Origin of the sequence: Corallococcus sp. AS-1-6, from assembly GCF_020037015.1 — a bacterium.
Taxonomy (GTDB): domain Bacteria; phylum Myxococcota; class Myxococcia; order Myxococcales; family Myxococcaceae; genus Corallococcus.
Map to the genome: position 1 here is coordinate 60,777 of NZ_JAIQDE010000002.1, position 23,942 is coordinate 84,718.

The 23,942-nt window shown below is 70.4% G+C and carries 18 protein-coding genes; 5 read left to right on the forward strand and 13 right to left on the reverse strand.

What is annotated here, in order from left to right; translation table 11 throughout:
• Positions 1-438: 438 nt before the first annotated feature.
• From K8612_RS03130 to K8612_RS03140, 3 genes are all read left to right on the forward strand, one after another.
• Positions 439-5,586, forward strand: coding sequence for a myxosortase-dependent M36 family metallopeptidase (locus tag K8612_RS03130; RefSeq protein WP_223761210.1), 5,148 nt, complete (start codon positions 439-441; stop codon positions 5,584-5,586).
• Positions 5,587-5,709: 123 nt separating this feature from the next.
• Positions 5,710-6,105 carry a MaoC/PaaZ C-terminal domain-containing protein gene (locus K8612_RS03135; protein WP_223761211.1) on the forward strand — a complete coding sequence of 132 codons (396 nt, stop codon included), beginning with the start codon at positions 5,710-5,712 and terminating at the stop codon, positions 6,103-6,105.
• A 2-nt stretch (positions 6,106-6,107) separates the two neighbouring features.
• Positions 6,108-6,590 (forward strand): MaoC family dehydratase N-terminal domain-containing protein, encoded by a 483-nt coding sequence (locus K8612_RS03140; RefSeq protein ID WP_223761212.1) that lies wholly within the window; start codon positions 6,108-6,110, stop codon positions 6,588-6,590.
• An 18-nt stretch (positions 6,591-6,608) separates the two neighbouring features.
• On the opposite strand, the gene K8612_RS03145 is transcribed toward K8612_RS03140, so the two are convergent.
• The 8 genes from K8612_RS03145 to K8612_RS03180 form a co-directional block, all read right to left on the reverse strand.
• Positions 6,609-7,385 (reverse strand): tetratricopeptide repeat protein, encoded by a 777-nt coding sequence (locus K8612_RS03145; protein WP_223742219.1) that lies wholly within the window; start codon positions 7,383-7,385, stop codon positions 6,609-6,611.
• A 3-nt stretch (positions 7,386-7,388) separates the two neighbouring features.
• Positions 7,389-9,236, reverse strand: coding sequence for a molecular chaperone DnaK (gene dnaK / locus K8612_RS03150; RefSeq protein WP_223761213.1), 1,848 nt, complete (start codon positions 9,234-9,236; stop codon positions 7,389-7,391).
• A gap of 18 nt (positions 9,237-9,254) precedes the next feature.
• Entirely contained in the window at positions 9,255-10,565 is a 1,311-nt protein-coding gene (locus tag K8612_RS03155; protein WP_223761214.1) for a tetratricopeptide repeat protein, read from the reverse strand.
• Between the two features lie 91 nt (positions 10,566-10,656).
• Positions 10,657-11,883, reverse strand: a complete 1,227-nt coding sequence (locus K8612_RS03160; RefSeq protein ID WP_223761215.1) for an aspartate aminotransferase family protein — start codon at positions 11,881-11,883, stop codon at positions 10,657-10,659.
• Between the two features lie 58 nt (positions 11,884-11,941).
• Positions 11,942-13,339 (reverse strand): ATP-dependent protease ATPase subunit HslU, encoded by a 1,398-nt coding sequence (gene hslU, locus K8612_RS03165; RefSeq protein WP_223742223.1) that lies wholly within the window; start codon positions 13,337-13,339, stop codon positions 11,942-11,944.
• A 12-nt stretch (positions 13,340-13,351) separates the two neighbouring features.
• The gene (gene hslV / locus K8612_RS03170; RefSeq protein WP_014397838.1) at positions 13,352-13,879 is read right to left on the reverse strand and encodes an ATP-dependent protease subunit HslV; all 528 of its coding nucleotides are present in this window, start codon (positions 13,877-13,879) and stop codon (positions 13,352-13,354) included.
• An 81-nt stretch (positions 13,880-13,960) separates the two neighbouring features.
• A complete protein-coding gene (locus K8612_RS03175) occupies positions 13,961-14,350 on the reverse strand; it encodes a DUF1801 domain-containing protein (RefSeq protein ID WP_223761216.1) in 390 nt (129 codons plus the stop codon).
• 15 nt (positions 14,351-14,365) lie between these two features.
• Positions 14,366-16,633: a kinesin gene (locus tag K8612_RS03180; protein WP_223761217.1), complete on the reverse strand. Its 2,268-nt coding sequence runs from the start codon at positions 16,631-16,633 to the stop codon at positions 14,366-14,368.
• Positions 16,634-16,931: 298 nt separating this feature from the next.
• On the opposite strand from K8612_RS03180, the gene K8612_RS03185 reads away from it, so the two are divergent.
• Entirely contained in the window at positions 16,932-18,329 is a 1,398-nt protein-coding gene (locus K8612_RS03185) for a HEAT repeat domain-containing protein (RefSeq protein ID WP_223761218.1), read from the forward strand.
• A gap of 47 nt (positions 18,330-18,376) precedes the next feature.
• Here the strand turns inward: K8612_RS03185 and K8612_RS03190 are convergent, their stop codons facing one another.
• Together K8612_RS03190 and trmFO are read right to left on the reverse strand one after the other, a co-directional pair.
• A complete protein-coding gene (locus K8612_RS03190; protein WP_223761219.1) occupies positions 18,377-19,996 on the reverse strand; it encodes a gliding motility protein in 1,620 nt (539 codons plus the stop codon).
• On the reverse strand, positions 19,993-21,357 hold the full coding sequence (trmFO, locus tag K8612_RS03195; RefSeq protein WP_223742228.1) for a methylenetetrahydrofolate--tRNA-(uracil(54)-C(5))-methyltransferase (FADH(2)-oxidizing) TrmFO: 1,365 nt from the start codon (positions 21,355-21,357) through the stop codon (positions 19,993-19,995). The genes K8612_RS03190 and trmFO overlap by 4 nt, the downstream gene beginning before the upstream one ends.
• A 228-nt stretch (positions 21,358-21,585) precedes the next feature.
• Between trmFO and K8612_RS03200 the strand changes: the two genes are divergently transcribed.
• Complete coding sequence (locus K8612_RS03200; RefSeq protein ID WP_223742229.1) at positions 21,586-21,978, forward strand: TraR/DksA C4-type zinc finger protein; 393 nt, start codon at positions 21,586-21,588, stop codon at positions 21,976-21,978.
• Between the two features lie 61 nt (positions 21,979-22,039).
• Here the strand turns inward: K8612_RS03200 and K8612_RS03205 are convergent, their stop codons facing one another.
• Genes K8612_RS03205 through K8612_RS03215 form a run of 3 tightly spaced genes read right to left on the reverse strand, consistent with a single transcriptional unit; the run spans position 22,040 to position 23,929 of the window.
• A complete protein-coding gene (locus tag K8612_RS03205; RefSeq protein WP_223742230.1) occupies positions 22,040-22,630 on the reverse strand; it encodes a biopolymer transporter ExbD in 591 nt (196 codons plus the stop codon).
• Positions 22,631-22,632: 2 nt separating this feature from the next.
• A complete protein-coding gene (locus K8612_RS03210; protein ID WP_223742231.1) occupies positions 22,633-23,157 on the reverse strand; it encodes a biopolymer transporter ExbD in 525 nt (174 codons plus the stop codon).
• 28 nt (positions 23,158-23,185) lie between these two features.
• The gene (locus K8612_RS03215) at positions 23,186-23,929 is read right to left on the reverse strand and encodes a MotA/TolQ/ExbB proton channel family protein (RefSeq protein WP_370639957.1); all 744 of its coding nucleotides are present in this window, start codon (positions 23,927-23,929) and stop codon (positions 23,186-23,188) included.
• Between the last annotated feature and the right edge of the window lie 13 nt (positions 23,930-23,942).

Sequence of the window (23,942 nt, forward strand, 5' to 3'; positions counted from 1 at the left end):
ACGCAAAGTTGCAGGGGCCCCCCTCTTTTCAACGAAACAGTGTCCTGGTTAGCATGCGCTCCCACTGAATCCGGCGCGGTGAAGACAACCGCGCCTGGAAGAGTGGGTTGGAGAGCAGCGCTTGCCGGTGACCGTTGACAGTCGATTCGGATGGGCCGCCCCGGGTTCGGGTGTGGCGCCCGGGCTGTCCGGCCAGTCGCAGCGCTTCGCACCCGCCCTGGTCGCCTCGCGCGTCCCGCCTTCGCACGCTGAAGTCCCCGCGCACGTCGCCCATGCGACCTGTGGCGTTGGGCAGCGTTTCCTATCGGGCTGTCGTCCATCCACGGTCCGCCATCCGTAGCGGGGCGGTCCGCCTCCCCCGGCGGACCTCTCCTCTTGCAGTCGTCGTCTCTCGCAGTCCCCTCGTCCGGCAGTACATACCCCCAAGAAGGAAGGCGCATGCGTCTCAGGGAAAAGCTGTTGACCAGCCTGCTGCTGGTGCCCATCGCGGGTACCAGCGCGTGGGCCAAGGAGCGGTCGAACTACGACGCGTTCCTGGAGCAGCGGGACTCCCGCTCTCTCGCCGTGGATTCGAACACGGCGGTGTCCCGCGGGCTTCGCATCGAGCAGTCCGAGCAGCGGCTCGGCGTGCCGACGTTCGCGTGGGCCACGCAGGACGGCGCGCAGTCCAAGTCCGTCATCCGCTCCGGCATGACGGTGGAGGGCGCGGCGCGCGCGCACCTGCAGACCGTGGCGGACAACTACCGCCTGACGCGTGAGGATGTCGCGGGCGCGAACCTGCGCTCGGTGCACAACACCGGCAAGGGCGCCATCGTCGCGACCTTCAACCAGTCGGTGGGCGGCATCCCCGTCTTCCGCAACGAGATCAAGGTCATCATGGGCCAGGACCTGCGCCTGGTGGCCGTGAGCGGCTACCTGGCCCCGTCCGAGCTGGCGCTGTCCGCCCGCACCAAGGCGCGCGCCGGCTTCAACCTGGGCGCCGCGGACGCGGTGTCCGGCGCGTTCAAGGACCTGACGGGCTCCGGCACGCAGGCCACCTCGTTCATCAACGCGGGCACGCGCGGTGACGACACCTTCTTCGAGCTGGCCCCCGGCGCGAAGTCCGCGCTGCCGCAGGACCTGGCCACCCCGGCCCGCGCCCGGCAGGTGTTCTTCATGCTGGCCGGCAACCTGGAGCCGGCCTGGTACGTGGAAGTGAACGCCGGCCCCAAGGCCGCGCGCTCCAGCCAGTACTTCGGCTACGTCATCTCCGCCGCCACCGGCCAGGTGCTCTTCCGCAACGACCTGTCCGCGGACGCCGGCACGGCCTTCACGTACAAGGTCTGGGCGGACACGGCGTCCCCGTTCATCCCGGAAGACGGTCCCCAGGGCAACGACGCGACCCCGCACCCCACGGGCACGCGCGACGGCTACCAGGCCCCGCTGAACCGCCCGGCGAACGACATCACCCTGGCCAACAGCCCCTACAGCAAGAACGACCCCTGGCTGCCAGCCAACGCCACGCAGACCACGGGTAACAACGTGGACGCGTACGCGGACCTGAACGCGCCGGACGGCTTCCAGCCCGGAACCCGCGACACCCGCGCGGAGACGACGAGCGACAACACCTTCTCGTACGTCTACGACACGACCAAGGCCCCGGGCACCAGCACCGAGCAGATCAAGGCCTCGGTGGTGAACCTGTTCTACGTGAACAACTTCCTGCACGACTGGTTCTACGACGCCGGCTTCGACGAGGCCGCGGGCAACGCCCAGTCGTTCAACTTCGGCCGTGGCGGCGTGGAGGGCGACCCCCTCCAGGCCCAGGCGCAGGACTACGGCGGCCGCAACAACGCGAACATGAGCACGCCGGCGGACGGTGCGTCCCCGCGCATGCAGATGTACGTGTTCGACGGCACGCCCGAGCTGTCCGTCACCGCGCCCGCGGCGCTGGCCGGCATCTACGAGGCCGGCTCCGCCAGCTACGGCAAGCAGGCGTACGACGTCACGGGTGAGATCAAGGTCCCGGAGACCAACAAGGACGGCTGCGCCGCGTTCGACCCGGGCTACTTCACCGGGAAGATCGCCCTCATCGACCGCGGGACGTGCAACTTCGTCATCAAGTCGCTCAACGCGCAGAACGCGGGCGCCATCGCCACGGTCATCGCGAACAACGCCGCCGGCAGCACCATCAGCATGGGCGGCAACGGCACGGATGACGCGAAGATCAACACGCCGTCCCTGATGATCACCCAGGCCGCGGGCACCGCGTGGAAGGCGGCGGCGGCCACCGAGCCGGTGGCCGTGCACTTCCTGCGCGCGCCGGACCAGGACCGCGACGGTACGCTCGACAACGGCATCATCGCGCACGAGTGGGGTCACTACATCAGCAACCGCCTCGTCGGTAACGCCGCGGGCCTGAGCAACAACCAGGGCCGCTCCATGGGCGAGGGCTGGGGCGACTTCCACGCCATGCTGATGCAGGTGCGTGAGTCCGACCGGACCAAGGCGGGCAACAACAACTGGCAGGGCGTCTACAGCACCGCCGGCTACGTCACGAGCGGTGGCAAGAACCAGGGCTACTACTACGGCATCCGTCGCCTGCCCTACACGACGGACATGAGCAAGAACGGCTACACGTTCCGCCACATCGCCAACTTCACGACCCTGCCCAACGAGCTGGCGACGGCGAGCACCGCCAACAACAGCGAGGTCCACAACAGCGGTGAGGTGTGGGCCACGGCGCTGTGGGAGTGCTACACGAGCCTGCTGAACGCGCACCCGTTCCAGGAGGCGCAGGACCGCATGAAGCGGTACCTCGTCGCCTCCTACAAGGCGACGCCGAACGCGCCGACCTTCACGGAAGCGCGTGACGCGGTGCTGGCCGTGGCGCTCGCGAGCGACCCGGCGGACTACCAGCGCTTCGTGGCGGCCTTCGCCAAGCGCGGCCTCGGCTTCGGCGCCAAGTCGCCGGACCGCGACGCGTTCGACCACATCGGCGTGACGGAGAGCTTCGCCTCGGCCGGCAACCTGGAGGTCACCAGCATCACGCTGGCGGACAGCGCGGGCGGCTGCGACCAGGACGGCATCCTCGACATCGGTGAGCAGGGTGAGCTGAAGATCACCGTGCGCAACGTGGGCGGCAACGGGCTGAGCGCCTTCTCCGGCACCGTCAGCAGCACCAGCACCACGGCGACGCTGGAGTTCCCGAACGGCGCGGCGATCAACGTCCCCGCCCTGTCCCGCGGCGCCTCGGCGACGATCACCGTGCCCGTCAACGTCACCGCGGTCTCCGGCTCGCCCGCGCGCGCCGGCATCAAGGTGGTCTTCGACACCAACGAGATCCCGGCGGCGGCGAAGACGGTGACGTTCGACCCGCGCGTCAACTACGACCACGTCCCCACCACCAGCAACACGGAGACGTTCGAGTCCGGCCTGCGCGGGTGGACGGTGTCGCAGAACCTGTCCTCCTCCGGTGACTGGACGCTGTCCGGCTCGCCGGCCAACCGCTACGCGCACGGCAACGACCCGGGCACGGCGGCGGAGACGACCATCACCAGCCCCTGGCTGAAGGTGGACGACGCGGCGGACTTCATCATCAGCTACAAGTACCGCCACTCCTTCGAGTTCGACTCCAACGCCTCCTACGACGGCGCGGTGCTCGAGTTCACGGTCGACGGCATCGACTGGATCGACCCGTGGGATCTGTACCCGGTGGTGGACGCGGATCCGGGCTACGTGGACTACATCGCCGCGGGCGGCGGCAACCCGCTCGAGGACCGCGCCGCGATGGCGCGGGTGAGCACGGGCTTCCCGGCGTTCAAGACCGCGAGCATCAACTTCGGGACCTTCTTCCCCGACCTGGAGCTCAAGAACGTCCGCTTCCGCTTCCGCATCGGCGGTGACGTGGCCGTGGGCGGTTACGGCCTGGACGTGGATGACGTGACGTTCGAGGGCGCCTCGGCGGTGTTCTCCGGCCAGGCGGATCAGGCGGCCTCCACGGGCGCGTGCAACGTGCCGCCGGTGGCCAACGCGGGTCCGTCGCGCGTGGGCACGGCGGCGGTGGCGGAGGGCACGCTCGTCAACGGCGTCCTCAACCGCGCCACCATCACCCTGAACGGCACGGGCAGCTTCGACCCGGATGCCGCCGCGGGCGAGACGCTCACCTACAACTGGACGCAGGTCGGTGGCGCCACGCCGGTCTCCCTGACCGGCGCGGACACCGCGACCCCGAGCTTCGTGGCGGACGTGGACTACACGGACATCCTCTCCTTCCAGCTCGTCGTCACCGACGCGGCCGGCAAGGCGAGCGCCCCGAAGACGGTGGACATCCAGGTCGTCAACGTGAACCAGCCCCCGGTGGCCGCGGCCACCGCGCCGGCCACGGTGAACGAGGGTGACACCAACGTGACGCTGGACGCCTCGGGCTCCACGGACGCGGATGTGATTCACGCGAACACGCTGACGTACGCCTGGGTCCAGACGCTCCCCGCCTCGCCCAAGGTGACGCTGGCCAACGCCACCAAGGCGAAGGCGACGTTCACGGCGCCGGAAGTGACGGCGGACACGCAGTTCACCTTCACGGTCACCGTGACGGACAGCGCTGGCGCGAAGTCCACCAAGTCGGTCGCCGTGAACGTGAAGAACGTGGACCGTGAGCCGGTGGCCAACGCCGGCGCGGACTTCGACGCGGATGCCCGCTCCACGGTGACGCTGACCGGCTCCGGCTCGGACGCGGACGGCACGGCGGTGACCTACCTGTGGGAGCAGACGGGCGGCACGCAGGTGACGCTGACGGGTGCGGACACGGCGACGGCGACCTTCACGGCGCCGGACGTCAGCGCCCCCACCGAGCTCACCTTCAAGCTCACGGTGTCCTCGGGCGGAGTGTCGGTGTCCGACCTGGTCAACGTGACGGTGCGCAAGGCCAACCGCCACCCGGTGGGCCAGGCTCCGGCCTCCGTCGACGCGGACGAGGGCAGCAACGTGGTGCTGGACGCTTCCGGCATCACGGATCCGGACGGTGACGCGCTCACCTACGTCTGGGCGCAGGTCGGCGGCCCCACGGTGCAGACCACGGGCGCGGGCACGGCGCAGTTGGCGTTCACCGCGCCGCAGGTCCAGGCCGACACGGCCGTGGCCTTCAGCCTGACGGTGACGGACGTGGACGGCGCCGCCTCGGGCCCGTACGTCTACACGGTCAACGTGAAGCAGGTGAACCAGGCGCCGGTCGCCAAGGTCCGGGTCATCTCGGGCGTGCGCGGCGGTGAGCTGGTGAAGATCGACGCCTCCACGTCCACGGATCCGGACAACGAGCCGCTGACCTACGCCTGGGAGCAGACGGGTGGCCCGTCCGTGACGCTGACCGGCGCCAACTCCGCCGAGGCCAGCTTCACCCCGCCGGCGAAGAAGACGCTGGAGAACTACACCTTCAAGGTGACGGTGAAGGACGCGGCGGGTGCCACCAGCACCGCCAACATCACGGTGAACGTGCCGAAGGCCGACGACGGCGGTGGCTGCTCCTCCACGGGCGGCTCCGCTGGCGGCATGGCGCCGCTGATGGCGCTGTTCGCGGCGATGGCGCTCGCGCGCCGTCGCAAGGCCTAGGCCGGCGCCGCGGCTGAAGCCCTGAAGTGACACGGGGGCGGTCCTCACGAAGCGTGGGGGCCGCCCCTTCTTCATTTCCGTCAGGCGTCCGGGGACGGAGGATGCGGTAGGCTCCCGCGCCTCATGGCACGCACGTTCCAGGTGGGAGACACCTTCACGCACGTCCGCCAGTGCGACCGGCTGCGGCCGGTGTATTACGCGGGCGCTTCCGGGGACTACAACCCCATCCACATCGACCCGGAGGTGGGCCGGCAGGCCGGCTTCAACGGCGTCATCCTCCAGGGGCTCTGCACGCTGGGCTGGGCGGTGGAGGCCGTGGCCGTCTTCGTGGGAGACCCGGGGCTGGTGCGCCGGGTGAAGGTGCGCTTCTCCCGGCCGGTGCTGCCGGAGGACACCGTCACCTTCCAGGGCCGCGTCACCGCCATCACGGAGGGCCGGCTCACCACGGAAGTCTCCGCCACCAACCAGCGCGGCGAGCCCGTCCTCCGGGGCGCCGTCGTCGAAACCTCGCTCGGATAGCCATGGCCCTGGACCCCAAGTTCGTCGGCCGTGCGTACGGCCCCTTCACCTATGAGATTGGCCGGGAGAAGCTGCGCGAGTTCTCCCTCATCCTCGGCGGCTCCGTGCCCTCCGCGGGCACCTTCGGCGAGCCCCCCGCGCACGTCAGCCCCCTGCTCTACTCGCAGGAGGCGGCCCAGGCGGGCCCGTACGGCGACGTCATCGCCTTCCCCAGCTTCGCGGTGGTGTTCGCCATCCGCCCCTTCAGCGCCGCCATCGCGGATCCGGAGCTGGGCGTGGACCGCGTGCGGCTGGTGCACGGTGAGCAGGAGCTGGAGTTCCTGGGCGTGATGCGCCCCGGGGACGTGCTCACCACCACGGGCCACATCTCCGAGCTGTACCGCAAGGCCGGGATGGACTTCCTCGTCGTCACCACGGAGACGCGCGACGCGAAGGGCGAGCCCGTGGTGCGCGGCGTGTGGACGGCCGTCATCCGCCCCGCGTGACGAAGCGGCCGCGCGCGGCTACTCGCCGGGGGCGATGATGCCCTCGTCGAGCAACTGCGCGAGGATGCGCGCGGTGTCCAGGCGCGACATGCCGGACAGCGCGAAGAGGTCATCGAAGCTCACCGCGCCGTCAATCTGCGCCAGCACGAAGCCCGCGCGGTGGTCCAGGTTGAGCCAGATGATGTCATCCGGCTGCAGCCGCACGCGCGGCATGCGGTGCAGGTCTCCCAGCCGCGCCTCCAGCATGGACACCAGGATGCGCTCGCTGCGGTCGCGCAGCGCCTCCACGCGCGGGTTCTCCGGCGCCAGGGACTGGGCCCGGCGCAGCAGCTCCACCGCGCCGGAGTGGTCATCCAGCGCCAGCAGGTCCTCCGCGCCCCGCAGCAGGCTCTCCACCTCCGAGCCCTCCGGCAGCCCGCCCACCGGCGCGAAGGTGTCCGGCAGCCCGAACTCCTGCGTGCGGTGCGCCTCCGCGATGAGGTCCAGCGCGTCGCCGCGCATGCCCGTGCCCTCGGGCAGGCTCACGGACTCACGCAAGGGGGCCACCACCGGGCCGGGCTCGGAGGGGCCGGCCCAGGCGCCCCAGTCCGCCTCCTGATCCGGGCCCGTCAGGTTCCACCCGGTGTCCCCGCCGTGCTCCGCCAGGCCGTCCCGCCCCAGCAGCCGGCGCGCGCGCGCGTTGGCCGGGTCCAGCTCCAGGGCCCGGGCGAACAGCTTCTCCGCGCCCGCCAGGTCGCCGCTCAGCCGCAGCAGCAACCCGGCTTCGACCAGCGCCTTGGCCCGGAGCGCGTTCATCGGCTACCTCCCCGGCGTCCCGCGCGAGCCCGCCGAGCGCAGCAGCGGCAGGCTCTGGGACAGGGCCTCGCAGGCCCGGGTGAGCACGCCCACGTCGTCCGCGCCGCGCGCCTGCCGCGCGGAGTCCAGGGCGGCCTCCGCGCGGGCGACGACGTCCGGCGGCAGGCCTCCCGCCCCGGGCATGAGCCGCACGCGGGAGAGCGCGTCCACCAGGTCGCGCGCCAGGATGTCCAGCTCCACGCGCTTGGACTTCAGCTCCTCCGTGTTGCGCGCCGCCACCAGCCAGTCGCGCTGCTCGTCCATGATGCGGCGCAGCTCGTCCTCCGTCAGGCCGCTGGACGCGGTGACGGTGATGGACTGGCGCAGGCCCGTGTCACGGTCGCGCGCGGACACGGACACGATGCCCTCCGCGTTGATGTCGAACGTCACCTCGATCTCCACCTGCCCGCGCGGCGCCTCGCGCAGGCCGGTGAGGAGGAACTCGCCCAGCAGCTCGTTGTGGTGCGCGAGCTCGTGCTCGCCCTGGAGCACCATGATCTTCACCGTGCGCTGGAAGTCCTTGGAGGTGGCGAACACCTCCGTGGCGGACGTGGGCACGGTGGTGTTGCGCGGAATCAGCCGCCGCACGTAGCCGCCCGCGATGGCCACGCCCATGCTCTGCGGGGTGACGTCCAGGAGCAGCAGCTCGCTCTCGTGGCCCACCAGCGCGTGCGCCTGGATGGCGGCGCCCAGGGCGACCACCTCCTCCGCGTGCACGCCCTTGCACGGCTCGCGGCGGAAGTACTGGCGCACCTGCTCCACGATGCGGGGCATGCGCGACATGCCCCCCACCAGGATGACCTCCTTCAGGTCCGAGGGGCGCACCTTCGCCTCGCCCAGCACCTCCGAGGTGATGCCCACCAGGCGCTCGCCCAGGTCCGCCGTGAGCTCCTCCAGCTTCTCGCGGGTGAGCGAGGACTGCAGGTGCAGCGCGGCGCCTCCGCCCGGCGGCGTGCAGATGAAGGGCAGGTGCACCTGCGTCTCCTTCACCGAGGACAGCTCCACCTTCGCCTTCTCCGCGGCGTCCTTCAGCCGCTGCAGCGCCATGCGGTCCTTGCGCAGGTCGATGCCGTGCTCCTTGGCGAAGCCGAACACCATCCACTCGATGATGCGGTGGTCCCAGTCCTCGCCGCCGAGGAAGGTGTCACCGCCAGTGGCCACCACGTCGAAGATGCCGTTGTTGATCTCCAGCACCGACACGTCGAAGGTGCCGCCGCCCAGGTCCAGCACGGCGATCTTCCCGTTCACCGTGCGGCCGAAGCCGTAGGCCAGCGCCGCCGCGGTGGGCTCGTTGATGATGCGCAGGACGTCCAGCCCCGCGATGCGGCCCGCGTCCTTGGTGGCCTGGCGCTGCCCGTCGTTGAAGTAGGCCGGCACGGTGATGACGGCCTGGGTGACGGGCCGGCCGAAGTGCGCCTCCGCGTCCGCCTTCAGCTCCGCCAGGATCATGGCGCTGACCTCCGGCACGGCGAGGTCGCGGCCCGCCAGCCGGATGCGCACGTCGTCGTGCGCGCCGCACACCACCTGGTACGTGAGCGCGCGCAGCGCGTCCTGCACCGGGTGCGAGGAGAACTTGCGGCCGATGAGGCGCTTGGCCGCGGACACCGTCTCCTGCGGGTTGGTGATGGCCTGCCGCTTGGCGATGCCGCCCACCAGCCGCTTGCCGTTCTTCGACACCGCCACCACGGACGGCGTGAGGGGCTGGCCGGTGCGGTTCTTGATGATGATGGGCTGACCGTCCTGCACCGTGGCGACGAGGCTGTTCGTCGTCCCCAGGTCGATGCCAATCAGCGGTTCGGGCTCAGCAGCCATGGGGACGCATGCACCTCATCACGTGAACGTCCAGCGCAGCTTCTTGAGGCCGGCGCGAGCGTCGGCGTTGTCGGGGTCCAGGCGCAAGACATCCTCGAAGTGGTGCTTGGCCTGCTTCTTCTGCCCCGCCACCAGGAGCAACTGGGCCAGCAGGAGCTGGTAGTCCGCGCGCCCCGGCTTCAGCTCCACCGCGCGCTGCGCGAGCTTCAGCACCTCCTGCGGGTCCTGCGCCAGCTCCCGCCCCACGCGCGCCGCCTGGAAGGCCGCCTCCGGGTTGTCCGCGTTGAGCGACACGGCCAGCTTGTACGCGGCCTGCGCGCCCGCGAAGTCGCCGCGCATCTCCAGCTCCTGGCCCCGCTCCACCTCCGCCTGCGCGCGCGTCAGGTCGTGCTTGCGGCGCGCCTCCACCAGCAGTTGGGCGACCTCGCGGTTCTTCGGGTCCAGGCCCAGCACGTGGTTGAAGTCCTGGTAGGCCCGCTCGAAGTCCCCGCGCGCGGTGGCCGCCCTGCCCCGGGCGATGAGCTCCGTGAGCTTGTGGCTGCGCGCCATGTACGGGTGGCGCGCGAAGCGGGCCTGGCGCTCTGCGCGGCGGGCCTCCGACTCCGCGTCCTCCGGGGGCGGGGCGGCGGCGGGCGGCACCGTGGCGAACGACCCCGAGGGAGGCCGTGCACCCGGGGCGGCGGAGGGCGACACCGCCGCGAAGCCGCCGCTGGACACCGTGCGCGCGACCGGAGGCGGCGTGGAGGGGCGCGCGGCCGGGGGCGGCGTCGCGGGCGCGCGCGGCGGCTCCTGGCGGCTGAGGGCGTTGTGGGCGTCCGTGAGGCGCTTGAAGATGCGCTCCAGCCGGGCGCGGAAGCTGCCCAGGTTCTTGCCGAAGTAGCGGTCCGGGTGGAAGCGGCGGGAGGCGTTGTAATACGCCTGCTTCACCTCCTGGGGGCTGGCGCCCCGGGCCACGCCCAGCACCGCGTGGTGGTCCATCCCGTCCAGCGAGCGCTCCATCTCGATGATGTCGCGCTTCTGGTCGGGCTCCAGGTCCACCTCCTCCGCCATGGCGGCGTCCACCGCCGGGGCGGCGGGCGCGGCGAGTTTCACCACCCGGGCGGGCACGATGGCGCCCTTGGCGCGCAGGGCCAGCAGCACGGCGATGGTGCGCGCCTCGCCCAGCGAGGAGCGGGACAGCACGGCGTCGATGCGTTCGACGCGGCCCACCAGCGCCAGCACGGAGCCCTCCTCGGGGCTGAGCTGGAGACGGGCCGGGTCCAGGTGGGGCACCGTGGCGATGTGGTCGGTCCTGCCCCCCAGGCCGACGATGGGGTTGGGCGCGCTCAAGGTGTCAGTTCCGCGGGCTGGCGAATCCCCAAGTGTAGGTGTCCGGGAAGCAGGGCGTCAAACCTCCCGGAACCGTGAAACCGCTCCCCTTCTACAGCGTGGAGAGGACACGCTGGAGGATGCCCAGCGCTTCGTCCAGTTCGTTCCGGGTGATGATGAGGGGCGGGGCGAAGCGGAGCGTGACTTCCCCGGCGGAGTTCACCAGAAGACCGGCTTCTCGCAGCTTCGCGATGACGGGGGCGACCTCCAGGTCCAGCTCCACGCCCAGCAGCAGCCCCTGCCCGCGCACCGCCTGGATGCGGCCTTGCGGCAGCGCGGCCTGGAGCGCGCGCGCGCCGGCGAGGAAGTGCTCCCCCTTGGCCTGCACGTCGGCCAGGAAGCCGGGCTCGCGCATCAGCCGCAGCACCACGTTGCCCGCGGCGGCGGACACCAGGTTGCCGCCGAACGTGGAGCCGTGGGTGCCCGCGGAGAGGCTGCCCGCCAGCTCCTCGCGGCAGAGCATGGCGCCCATGGGCAGCCCGTTGCCCAGCGCCTTGGCGATGCTGATGGCGTCCGGCCGGATGCCGTGGTGCATGAAGCCGAAGGGCTGGCCGGTGCGGCCCATGCCCGTCTGGACCTCGTCCACGAGCAGCAGCAGGCCCTTCTCGTCGCAGAGGGCGCGCAGGCCCTGGAAGAAGCCCGGGGGCGCCATGCGCACACCGCCCTCGCCCTGGATGGGCTCCACCAGGATGGCGGCGGTGGACGGCCCCACGGCGCGGCGCACCGCCTCCAGGTCGCCGAACGGCAGGTGCCGGAAGCCCTGGGGCAGCGGCTCGAAGCCGGCGTGGTACTTCGGCTGGCCGGTGGCGGTGACGGTGGCCAGCGTGCGGCCGTGGAAGCTCTTCTCGAAGGTGAGGATCTCGAAGCGCTCCGGCTGCCCCCGGTCCTTCATCACCTTGCGGGTCAGCTTGATGAGGGCCTCGTTGGCCTCCGCGCCGGAGTTGCAGAAGAACGCGCGCGGCAGGCCCGCCCAGTCGGTGAGCTGCGCGGCCAGGTCGATCTGCGGCTGCGAGTAGAAGACGTTGGACACGTGCCACAGCGTGTCCAGTTGCGCCTTGGCCGCCGCGACCACCTCCGGGTGGCAGTGGCCCAGCGCGCAGACCGCGATGCCGCCGATGCAGTCCAGGTACGCCTTGCCGTCCGCGTCCCAGACCCGCGTGCCCTGCCCGCGGACCAGGGCGATGGGTTGCTGCTTGTAGTTCTGCAGCAGGTGCTGCTTCGCCTTCTGGATGAGCGGCTCGTTACCAGGGGCGGATGCGGGGGACGGCGGCGCTTGCAAGGTGGTGTACCTCTCTCTTCCTGATGACGCGGTGTGACGACGCGCGGACCCTAGCGCGCTAGAGGATGTAGCGCGACAGGTCCTCGTCCTGGACGATGGCGGCCAGGCGCTCGCGCACGTAGCCAGCGTCCACCTGGAAGTCGCGCGGGCCCATTTCGCTGGCGGTGAACGACACCTCGTCCAGCAGGCGCTCCAGCACGGTGTGCAGCCGCCGGGCGCCGATGTTCTGCGTGCGCTCGTTGGCCTGCTGGGCGATGCGGGCGACCTCCGCCACCGCGTCGTCCGTGAAGGACAGGCGCACGCCCTCGGTGGCGAGCAGCGCGGTGTACTGGCGCATGAGCGAGTTCTTGGGCTCGCGCAGGATGCGCACCAGGTCCTCGCCGGACAGCGGCTCCAGCTCCACGCGGATGGGGAAGCGGCCCTGGAGCTCCGGGATGAGGTCCGCCGGCTTGGAGACGTGGAAGGCGCCCGCGGCGATGAAGAGCATGTGGTCCGTCTTCACCTGGCCGTACTTGGTGTTGACGGCGGACCCCTCCACGATGGGCAGGATGTCGCGCTGCACGCCCTCGCGCGACACGTCCGGGCCCCCGCCGCCCTTGCCGCCCTCGCGGCTGGCGATCTTGTCGATCTCGTCGATGAAGACGATGCCGCTGGACTCGGCGCGCGCCACGGCCTCGCGCTGGACGCGGTCCGGATCCACCAGCTTCTGCGCCTCCTCCGCGCGCAGCACCTGGAGCGCCTCCGGCACGCGCAGCTTGCGCTTCCGGGTGTTCTTCATGCCCGGCATGTTCTTGAACAGGTCCTGGAGGTTGACGCCGATCTCCTCCATGCCCTGGCCGCTGAAGTTGCGCATGAACGTGGGGGAGCTCTCGCTGGTCTCCACCTCCACGGTCTGATCATCCAGCGTGCCGGCGCGCAACTGGGCGCGCAGCTTCTCCCGCTCGCTGTCGCCCAGCGGCGTGGGCGCGGGGGTGGGCGGCGGCGCGAAGCCGAACGGCGGAGAGGACGTCGTGCGCGCCTGCCCGCCGTTCTTGATGAGCTCCATCAGCCGGTCCTCGGCCAGTTCCTCCGCGCGCGGCTTGACCTTCTCCGTCTCCTCCTCGCGGACCAGCGCGATGGCGGCCTCCACCAGGTCGCGGATCATCGACTCGACGTCGCGGCCCACGTAGCCCACTTCCGTGAACTTGCTGGCCTCCACCTTGACGAAGGGGGCCTGGGACAGCTTCGCCAGGCGGCGGGCGATCTCCGTCTTCCCCACGCCGGTGGGGCCGATCATGATGATGTTCTTCGGGTAGATCTCATCCCGCAGGTCGTCCGGCACCTGCTGGCGGCGCCACCGGTTGCGCAGCGCGATGGCGACGGCGCGCTTGGCGTCGTTCTGCCCGACGATGTAGCGGTCCAGCTCGCTGACGACCTCGCGAGGCGTGAAGGCGGACAACTTGCGCGATTCGGCCACGGGGCGGTCCTCTCAGAGCTCTTCGTAGGAGACGTTGGCGTTGGTGTAGACGCAGATGTCCGCGGCGATGGCCATGGCCTGCGTGCAGATGTCGCGGGCGGACAGGTTGGAGTGCGCCTGGAGGGCGCGCGCGGCGGCCAGGGCGTAATGGCCCCCGCTGCCCACGGCGGCGATGCCGTGGTCCGGTTCAATCACGTCGCCCGCGCCGGACAGGATGAAGGTCTTCTCCTTGTCCGCGACGATGAGCAGCGCCTCCAGGCGGCGGAGGAAGCGGTCGGTGCGCCAGTCCTTGCCCAGCTCCACGCAGGCGCGGGCCAGGTTCTTCTGGTGCTCCTTGAGCTTGGCCTCGAAGCGCTCGAAGAGCGTGAAGGCGTCCGCGGTGCTGCCCGCGAAGCCGGCGAGCACCTGGCCCTCGCCGAGCTTGCGCACCTTGCGCGCGGTGTTCTTCATGATGGTCTTGTCGAGGCTGACCTGGCCGTCGCCCGCGATGACGACCTTCCCGTCGCGGCGAACACAGAGGATGGTGGTGCCGTGGAACATGAGAGGGGGTTTAACAAGACCGCCCGGCCGCGACCCACAAAAACCGCGCGGCTGTCCGCTCCCTCACCCTGCGACAGGCGCTCAGGTCGCGGTCGCTTTCATCCAGCGGCCCACGAGCTTAACGAGAGCGGCCTTCCTCGCCTTCACCGTCTTCGCGTCCGGCAGCGTCACGACGCCCCGGTCCTTCGCCAGCCACTCCACCAGTCCGGAGTCGTCCTCGAAGGCGAAGCCCTTCGCGTCCTTCACCTTCGCGCCCCGGTGGAGGATGACCTGGAAGATGCCCTTGGGGGCCAGGCGGAACGTCACGCGGTCATCCCCCGAGTGCACGAAGCTGGGGGCCTTCCACTTGATGCGCTCGGTGATGCTGTCGTCCGAGTCCAGGATGGCCGTGCGCACGGCTTGGATCTCCGCCTTCAGCGGGTGCTCGAGCTCCGCCATGAACTGGTCGACTTCGCCGTTGCGCCTGGCCATTCCTGTCCCCCTTTCCTACTTCGCGGGCGCCGGAGCGGGCGCCGCCCCAGAAGGCGCGGGCGCGCCCGGCAACTCAGACGGCACCAGCTTGGGCAACAGCACGCGGCAGGCGTCCTCGGACAGCCAGTGGTACGTGCACAGCCACTCGGTGACGGGCACGCGCACCTGCCAGCCCAGCACGAAGAGGATGAGCAGCGTGAGCCCCAGGCGGGCGCCCAGCGACATGCTCTCGGACTCGTCGTCGCCCTGCGTGTGGCGCAGCGCCCCGCGCACCAGGTCCACGTGGTCCACGCGCGCGTTGCCCGGCAGCCGGGGCCTGCGGGTGATGAGCGTCGCCACGCCGCGCGTGAGCATCAGCCGGTCGTTGAGCGCCCAGCCGGAGCCCTCCAGCAGCAGCGCCAGGTTGCGCCGCCGCAGCTTCAGCCACCCCAGCAGCCCCGCGGGCGCCATCACCACGATGGCCAGGATGGTCGCCGCGGTGATGACGTCCACCAGCGTGAGCGACTTCACCTGCGTGAGGATGAACGCCAGCGATGAGCCCAGCGCCGCGAACGCGATGCCGCCCGCCGCGAGCACGCCCGCGATGCCGCCCCCCGCCGGAGCCGCCGCGGGCGCAGCACCCGCCGGGGCCGGCGCCGCCGGGGGCGGAGGCGCGGTCACCGTCTGCTTGTAGCCGGACTCCAGCGACGCATCGAAGTCCTTCTCACCGGACGCGGCCAGCCCCTCCACCTTGCTGGTGATGAACGCGCCGATGCGCATGAACGGCATGGTCATCGACTCCCAGAGCGACACGGGCTGGCGGATGACCTGCGTGACGATGGCGTCGCTCTCCTTGCCGTCCACGTCGTAGAACACGCCGCGCTTGCCCACGACGAGCTCCGTGCTGCGGCCGGCGGTGACGGGCACCGCCACCTCGTAGGCGTCCGCCGCGTCGCGGGGCAGCACCTTCACGTAGAGGATGCAGGTGGTCCCCTGCCCCGTCAGCGCCGCGTGCGCCGCGCGGTCCGTCACCAGCACGGACAGCGTGTACTTGCGCCCCGCCATGATGAGCGAGCCCCGCTCCATCAGCGCCCGCCGCTTGGGCAGGTACAGGTTGGGCATGCTGATGAAGTTGTTGGCGAACTGCAGCAGCCAGCGCTGGTACAGCACCAGCCGCTCCAGCTCCGCGATGACGTCCAGCGTGGGCTTGAGCGACAGGTCCTCGCGGCTCACCGCCTCCAGCGCGTCCAGCTCCTCGTCCGACACGGCGCCCAGCGTGTCCGCCACCGCGTGCAGCGGGCTTGCGTCCCGCTTCGCCTGCCAGCCGAGGATGGCTTCCGCCTTCGCGGACAGCTCGCGCCAGGCCGTGTCCGTCAGCTTCACGCCGTCGCCCAGCAGCGGCGTCGCCACCTCCTGGTGGAAGGCCTCCAGCTTCTCGTAGCCGGCGCCGCGGTACAGCCGCGCCCACACCAGCACGCCGCTCGGGTCCGGCGGCGCGATGGGCAGCTCGTTCGCGGCCTTCCCCATGGCGCCCAGGTCCCCCAGCGCGCCCTCCACCCGGTCCGCGCGCAGGCGCAGGCTGGCGGCGGCCTCCGGCTGCGCGGCCACCAGCCGGCACTGCACGAAGTAGCCGTCCAGGAGCGGCGCCACGTCGTGCACGCGCTTCGCCTGCTCCAGGCTCGCCGCGCCCCAGGTGAACACGCCGTCCCTGCCGCCCAGGTGCGCGAGCAGGGCCGCGCGCTCCTCGCGGAAGCGCTTCACCAGGCCCACGTCCACGCCCGCCAGGCCCGCGCGGTTCGTCACCTGCGGGAAGGCCGCGATGATGGACTGCGCCAGGGGCCGCAGCCGCTCCGGCAGCGACGCCGGGGCGATGATGCCGTCGCCGTTCTTGCCCGCGTCGCGCAGCGCCTTGTCACTGGTGCGAAGCTGCTCCAGCGACAGCTTCGTGGTGTCCGGCGCGTTGAGCGTGCGCAGCACCAGCTCCGCCGCGCCCCTGAGGTTGGAGGCCGTCTCGGAGAGCGCCGACAGCTCCAGCACGTCGCTGCCCGCGTCCGCGCCCTTGCGGTCCTGCAGCCGCGCCGCCGTCCAGTCCACCGCCGCGCGCAGCTCCTCCACGCGGATGCGGCGGTTGCCGTCCGCGTCCATCAGCGTGAGGAAGCGCGGATCACACGCGATGCCCTCCATGGGGCACGCGAGCGCCATCCACTGGGTCGCGGGGATCCTCACCGCCTCGGTGAGGGTGTTGAAGTCAGGGATGTCGACCTGGAGCGAGCCGCCATAGCGGCGATAGACGAGCTGTGCCATTCGGCGCGAGAAGACAGCACACCCCGTGCGGGTGTGCACGCCTCAACATCAGGTCGCGCCCGGGAAGAAAGGTCCGGGTGGACTCTGGATTGCCCGGGGCGGATGCCTTCACTAGATTCATGGGGCACATCCCGCGCGTTCGCGGTCGGTCTCGCCAGCCGGTCCCAACTCGGCGTTTGAATTGTCCCTGCAGCCCCGGCTGGTGTGGTCCTCGCGCGAGCGCATCGCCGCGCAGTTGGTTGCCCTCCTGAGGGAAGCGCCCCGGGAGTCCGTCGACTTGAGGTTTCGCGGCCTCTCGTTGCTCGACATCTTCGGGAGCGGTGAGCAGCTCCCCCTCCTCCGGAAGTGGATCTTCGACCCGCTCGAGCCCTATCGCATCCGTGTCAACGCGCTGCGCGTGGCGACAAGGTTCGGCCTGACGCTCTCCGGGCAGGAGTTCGTCCAGCTCTGCGGAAGCCCCGGCCAGGGGGAGGCGTTGGCCCCGGACCTGCTCGTGCTTTTCGACTACGCGAGGCTCGAGTCCTTCGATGACGTCATGAAGGAGGCATTGCTCCACCTGACGCCCCTGGAGCGGAGCCGTCACCTCCGTGACCCGTGTCATGTCCCGCAGCCTCCGGAGTTGGACGCGTGGCTCTTCGAGCAGTGGTACCAGTGCGACCGCCACCTGCTGGTGGCGCAGGATGAGGGCCTCTCCGAGGGCGAGGAGTGCAACGTCACCGTGGCGTTCGTCCAGCGTGCGCGCCCGGCCGCCTGGCGGCTGCTGCGTGAATGGAGCGAGCGGCTGAGCGAAGCTCGGATGGAGCGCCTGCTGGTGCGCCTGAAGGGCCGCCACCACGAGGACGTGGTACGGCTCGCGAACGCCTCCAAGGCCTTCCATGATTTTGCCGCGAGGCGACTCCTGCTCCCCCTCGATGCGCTTCTGGCGCATTGGGGAGAGGAGGAACTGCTACGCCGTCTGGACCGTGTCGTGCAGGCAGCGAATGTCGCGTGCACCGTGCCGCATCAACTCGTGGCGCGCCCCACGTTCTTCGCGCGGGCCGTGGAGTTGCTGGGGGAGTGGGAGGTTGCCCGGCGGCGCGTGTTGTACCGGCGCCTCTGTGACTTCGACATGGCTGCGGACGTTCGGTTCGATCTGTACAAACAGCTTCGAGAGAAGGATCCGGCCGCCGCCGCGCGTTGGGGGCTCGTCGCGTGGCGATACCCAGACAATGCGGATCTTCTCCGTCAAATCCTCATGAACGTCGTGGCCCGCGCTCCAGTGGCCGAGGACCGTCCCGTGCTCCTGGCGGCGCTCCGCGAGTCGGATGAGCGGATGCAGTTTCTGGCGGTGTCCGCGTTGCTCTCGCTGGGCGAAAGCGGGCCGGGCTGGGTGGATCGACTCCATTCCCTGTCGCACTCGGAGAACCCCAGCGTCCGCGGCCTCGCGCTCGCAGGGCTCGTTCAGCAAGGCCAGCGGGAAGGGTTGGAGTCACAGCACGGAGTCGGGAGGAGTGACGCGGTCGACGCGCTCTCCCGGCGAGGAACGGATGAAGACCTCTCCCTCTTGCTGGAGATGCGCCTGGAAGGAAAGGCCTCCCAGGCCGTAGACAACCACCTCAGGCACCATCTGGCCCGCCACGAAGGCAAGCCGGTGACGGACTGGCCTCCGCGCAACACCTCCGATGGTTGGTGTGAGGTGTGTCTGATGTACGAATAGGCGGGAGGAGGGCCGGTGCGCCCTCCCCCCTTCACCAGGGCCACCCGCTACTGCGCGGTGGCGACGGCGCTGTACACGCCGGGGTTCTGCCCCTGGCCGATGATGTAGACGGCCCGCGCGTCATCCTTGCCCGCGAAGTACACGGGCACCTGCACGCCCTGGTCGAGCGTCTTCCGCGCCCCCGACTTCACGTCGTAGACCGCCACGTCGTACGTGTCCGAGTCCATGCGCGCGTACGTCGCCAGCACGCGGGCGCCGTCCTCGGAGATCTTGTAGCTGAAGATGCCCTGCAGCCACGTCTTCGCCTCGGCCGGCTTCGCGTTCAGGTCCACGGCCTTGAAGTCGCACGCGCGGCCGTTGCGGATGCAGTTGGTGCGGAACACCACCGCGCTGTTGTTCGGCGCGAAGCCGTAGCCGAACACACCCGGCTGCACCTTCTCCGCCTTCTCCTCCCCCAGCGCGTACAGCATCAGGTCCACGGAGAACACCGGCTTCAGGAAGCGCGACAGGAACGCCACGTAGCGGCTGTCCGAGCCCCACACGAAGTTGGGCACCCGGTCCCCCACCCGCTTGGGCGCGCCGTCCGGCAGCGACGCCACGGCGAGCCCGCCCGCGCGCGAGGGCTGATCGTACTTCTCCAGGAAGCCCACCGCCTTGGAGTCCGGCGCGAACGCCAGCTCCTCCACGGCCTCGCCCAGCTTGCGCCCCGCGCCGCCGGACGCCGGGCCCACGTACAGGTCGCCCAGTTGCTCCGGCTTGCCGTTCTCCGTGCGCGCCAGCCACTGGCCATCCGGCGAGAAGCCGAACGTCTTCGTGCCCGTGGCCAGCTTCGTGCCCTTCAGCGCCGGCAGGGCCGCGAGGTACAGGTCATACATGCCTCGCACGGCCTCGCTGCGCACCTGGTAGGCCACGTGCTTGCCGTCGGAGGACACCTGGTAGTCGCCCACCTGATCCGCCAGCTTGCGCGGCGCCTCCGTGGCGCCCACCGTCACCGCCGCCAGCCCGCCCGCGGCGGACAGCCGGCGCTTGAAGAGCAGCGTCTTGCCGTCCGGGGTGAACTGCGCGGTGCTCACCTCGCCCGCCACGTCCTGGAACGGCCCCTGCGGCAGCTTGCCCAGCTTCAGCGTGCCCGCGTCCACGAAGGCCACGTTCACCCCGTCCGGAGAGGGCAGCAGGTAGCTCACCGCCGTGCCCAGCTTCACCGGCTCCGCGCCCGCGTCCGCGAGCGACAGCACGTTCAGCTCGCCGGACTGCGAGGCCGGGTTGTAGCCCGTCACGTACAAGAGGTGCTTCGAGTCCTGGGAGAACAGCAGGCTGCCCGGCACGTTCGTCACGCCGTCGCCCAGCGCGCGCGCCTTCCCGCCCGCCGTCGGCACGACGTGCAGCGAGCCCACCAGCATCTGCGGCGGGATGCCGTCCAGCCGGGGCTTCTGCCCGTTGAGCAGGAACGTGGCGAACTGCCCGTCCGGCGACAGGCGCAGGTCCGCCGCCCGTCCCGCCGCGAGCAACTGCCCCTGACCGCCCACCACCGTGGTGCCCTTCGCCGCGCTGCGGACCGTGTCCCCCTGCGCGGCGCTGCGCTGCGAGGGCGCGGCGTTGTCCTCGCCCTTCTTGCACCCCGACACCGCCAGCAGGGCCACCAGGCCCACCATCCCGGTTCGCTTCATGCGCTCGTCTGTCCTTCCGTCTGGGCGACAACGCCCGCGAGTGGCAGCCAGGCCGCCAGGTCCTGCTTCGCCCGCGCCGAGTAGGCCGCGCGCTTGTCCGCCTTCTTCATCCGCCCGGACAGCGGCGGGAACAGGCCGTAGATGACGTTGGTGGGCTGGTGCGGGTGGTCCGGCGGGTGCGCTTCCCCGGTGAGGTGCCGGTACAGCGACCCCAGCGCCGTCGTGGCCGGGGGCGGCACGAACGCCGTGCCCGTCAGCCGCGCGTGCACCGCCAGCGCCACCAGGTAGCCGCACGCCGCGCTCTCCACGTAGCCCTCCACGCCCGTCACCTGTCCCGCGAAGAACACCCGCCGCTCCGTCTTCAACGACAGGTCCTCCGCCAGCAGGCGGGGCGAGTCGATGAACGTGTTGCGGTGGATCTGCCCCATCCGCAGGAACTCCGCATTCTGGAGGCCCGGGATGCACGTGCTGAAGATGCGCTTCTGTTCACCCCAGGTCAGACGCGTCTGGAAGCCCACCATGTTCCACGCCGTGCCCGCCCGGTCCTCCATGCGCAACTGCACCACCGCGTACGGATCCGTCCCCGTCCGGGGGTCCTTCAGCCCCACGGGCTTCATGGGCCCGTAGGCCAGCGTGTCGTCGCCGCGCTCGGCCATCACCTCGATGGGCAGACACCCTTCGAAGTATTTCGGTTCCTCGAAGCTGTGCGGCACCACCTTCTGGCCCGCCTTCACCTCGTGGACGAAGCGGTAGTACTCGTCCTTCGTCATGGGCAGGTTGAGGTAGTCATCCCCGCCGCCCTTGCCGTAGCGGCTCTGGCGGAAGGCGATGTCCATGTCGATGGAGTCACCGGACAGGATGGGCGCGATGGAGTCGTAGAAGTAGAGCTTCGTGCCCACGTGGCGCTCCAGGTCCGCCGTGAGCGCCTCCGACGTCAGCGGCCCCGTGGCCACCACCACCACGCCGTCCTCCGGCAGCCGCTCCACCTCACCGCCCACCAGCTCCACGCCCGCGCCGGAGACGAGCCGGGTGGTGATTTCGCGCGAGAAGCCCTCGCGCTCCACCGCCAGCGCGTCGCCCGCGGGCACGCGGTGCAGGTCCGCGCTGGAGAGCACCAGCGACCCCAGCGCGCGCAGCTCCGCGTGCAAGAGGCCAATGGCGCTCTCCGGGTTGTCCGAGCGCAGCGAGTTGCTGCACACCAGCTCCGCGAGCGTGTCCGACTTGTGCGCCGGAGAGCGCTTGTGCGGCTTCATCTCCCGCAGCACCACCGGCACGCCGCGCCGCGCCAGTTGATACGCGCACTCCGTCCCCGCCAGGCCCCCACCAATCACCGTCACCCGCTGCTGCTTCACGTCCGACATGCGTGCCTCCGGGCCCCCGCACCGGGGCCCCAAAGGGCCCTGTTAGCAGAGAGGCCACGCCCTTTCACGTCCGCCCGCCTGCCCTGCGTCCCGCCATTCGTGCGGAATGGGAGGTGAGGTTTCCCCACCTCGGATCCAACCCTAGGTTTCTCGCGGTCTTCGCTCGGGACGGGAAGCGTCCGGGCGAGCGCCCTTCAACCGCGAATCTGGGATGGGAGTGACGCAGCCATGAGCCGAGCCGACGACTTGTTGAAGATCCGGGGCCTGTTGCAGGAGCGCCGCAGGACGACCGAGACCGCCCAGGCGGGCGCGCGCCGCGAGCTGGCCGCCCTGAAGGATCAGGAGCGTGATCCCGAGTACGAGGAGCAGGCGCAGGCGGAGCTGGCGGACTACACGCTCAGCACGCTGATTGAAGCGCAGCGCCGGGAGATCATGCTCATCGACGCCGCGCTGAGCCGCATGGACAACGACGTGTTCGGTGAGTGCGTGGACTGCGGCAACGAGATCTCCCTGGACCGGCTGGAGGCCATGCCCTTCGCCATCCGCTGTGAAGAGGACGCCGCCGTGCACGAGCAGGAGACGCGAGAGGCCGCGCGCCACGTGGGCAGCCTGTCCCTCTAGCGAAGCCGTCCAGCCCTCCCCCGTGCGTCCATCCCGCGCGGGGGAGTCGTGTGTCCGGCGGCTACTCCGCGTCGCGCTGGAGCACGATGAAGCGGTAGTTCTGCAGCTCGTTCTCGCCCGCCGTGTAGAGCACGTCGAGCAGCAGATCATACGGGACCATCTTGTCCGCGATGACCGACAGCTCGTGCGTGAAGGGCGCCGCCGGGTTGCGCGCGGCGATCAGCTTGAGCTTCTCCACTTCCTTCTTCAGACGCTGATCCAACCCCAGCACCAGGCGCCCCTGCCGCGGGTCCCCCGAGCGCTGCTCCTTCGGGATGACGCCGTTCTCCAGCCGCACGACCTCTTTGTCCCCCACCAGGATGAAGCGGGGGGTGATGGTGACGGCCACCGTGTCCTTGGGCGTGGCGCGCGTGGAGGACACCGGCGGCCGGACGTCCTCGGACGCGGTGATGGCCGCGGAGGACGACGCGAAGGACTTCAGGAGGAACACCAGGATGATGGTCATCATGTCCATCATCGCGGTGATGTTGAGCTCCTTCACCTCGCTGGCGGCCTCGCGCTCCTTGCGCTTCTTGCGCGCGAGCGCCCGGCGGTAGCGCATGCGCGCGAGCTGGTCGGCTTCCTCGGCGGACAGGGGCGCGGGTTCGGACATGGCTAGAGGGCGCCCAGGGTGACGTCGGGGAAGAGCAGCTTGCGCTCGGCGGCGGTGCCCGTCGTCTCACGCAGGGCGTCCATCGTCTGGATCAGCGACTCGTAGGGGACGTTCCCCTCCGCCGCGACGATGACCTTCGTCTCCGTGGGGAAGGCGGCCTTGAGCTTCACCATCTGGGCGTTGAGCGCGGCGAAGTCCTGCGTGCCGTCCGCTCGCAGGGGCAGCGTGGGCGCGCCCCCTTGCGTGACGGGGATGACCTCGCTGTTGCCCCGGACGGTGAGCCCCTTCTGGGAGATGAGCACGGACAGGTTCAGCTTGGGCGCGTCCGCGTCACCGCCCGCCCCCGCGGTGGCGCCATAGCTGGGCGCGTTCACGTTGAGCGCGCCGAAGGCGGTGAGGCCGGTGATCGACAGCAGCATGAAGATGATGAGGTTCATGAGGATGTCGAGGTACGGGACGATGTTCAGCTCGCCCGCCTCCTCCTCTTCCCTCGGCTTCAGCTTTCGGCGCGAGTAGTGGAACGCCATGGCGTGTCCGTGGCCCGTGCAGCGCGGTTCAAGACGCGGCGCGGACGTCGGAGTCCGCGGGGACGACTTCCAGCGAGCCCCGGCGCGACAGGAGGTTCTCCAGCTTCAGCGCGTTGAGCTCCACCAGCTCCACCATGTTCTTGGCGTAGTTGCTGAAGAACAGGTGCGACACGATGCACAGCACCGCGATGGAGAGGCCGAAGCCCGTGTTGTACATGGCCTCCGAGATGCCGTTGGAGAGCAGCGCCTGCTTCTGCTCCGCCGGCACGTTGCCCAGCGCGCGGAAGGTGCCGATGAGGCCCACGATGGTGCCCACCAGGCCCACCAGCGTCGCGATGTTCGCGAGCGACCACAGCCACTGCACCCGGCGCGACACGTGCGGCGTGTACTCCGCCAGCGCCTCCTCCACCGCCTTGGCCACCTCCAGCTCCCCCCGGTTCGCGTTGATGAGCCCCGCGCGGATGACGCGGGCCAGGGGCGAGCGCGGCGCCATGCCGCAGAACTTCACCGCGCGGTCCAGGTTGCCGCTGCGGACCATCTTGTGGACCTGCTCGATGAACGCCGTCGCGTTGAGGCGGTAGCGGTAGAGCAGCGTCACCGCGCGCTCGCCAATCACCGCCAGCGACGCCGCCAGCCAGAACAGGTTCACGAACATGAACGGACCGCCGGCCTTGAACGCGCCGACGATGAAGTCCCCCAGGCCTCCCGAAGAGGCATGGCCCGCCGCGGCGGGAGCGGCCTCGGCCACCACCACACGCAGCAACTCGTTCATGGAGGGAATCATC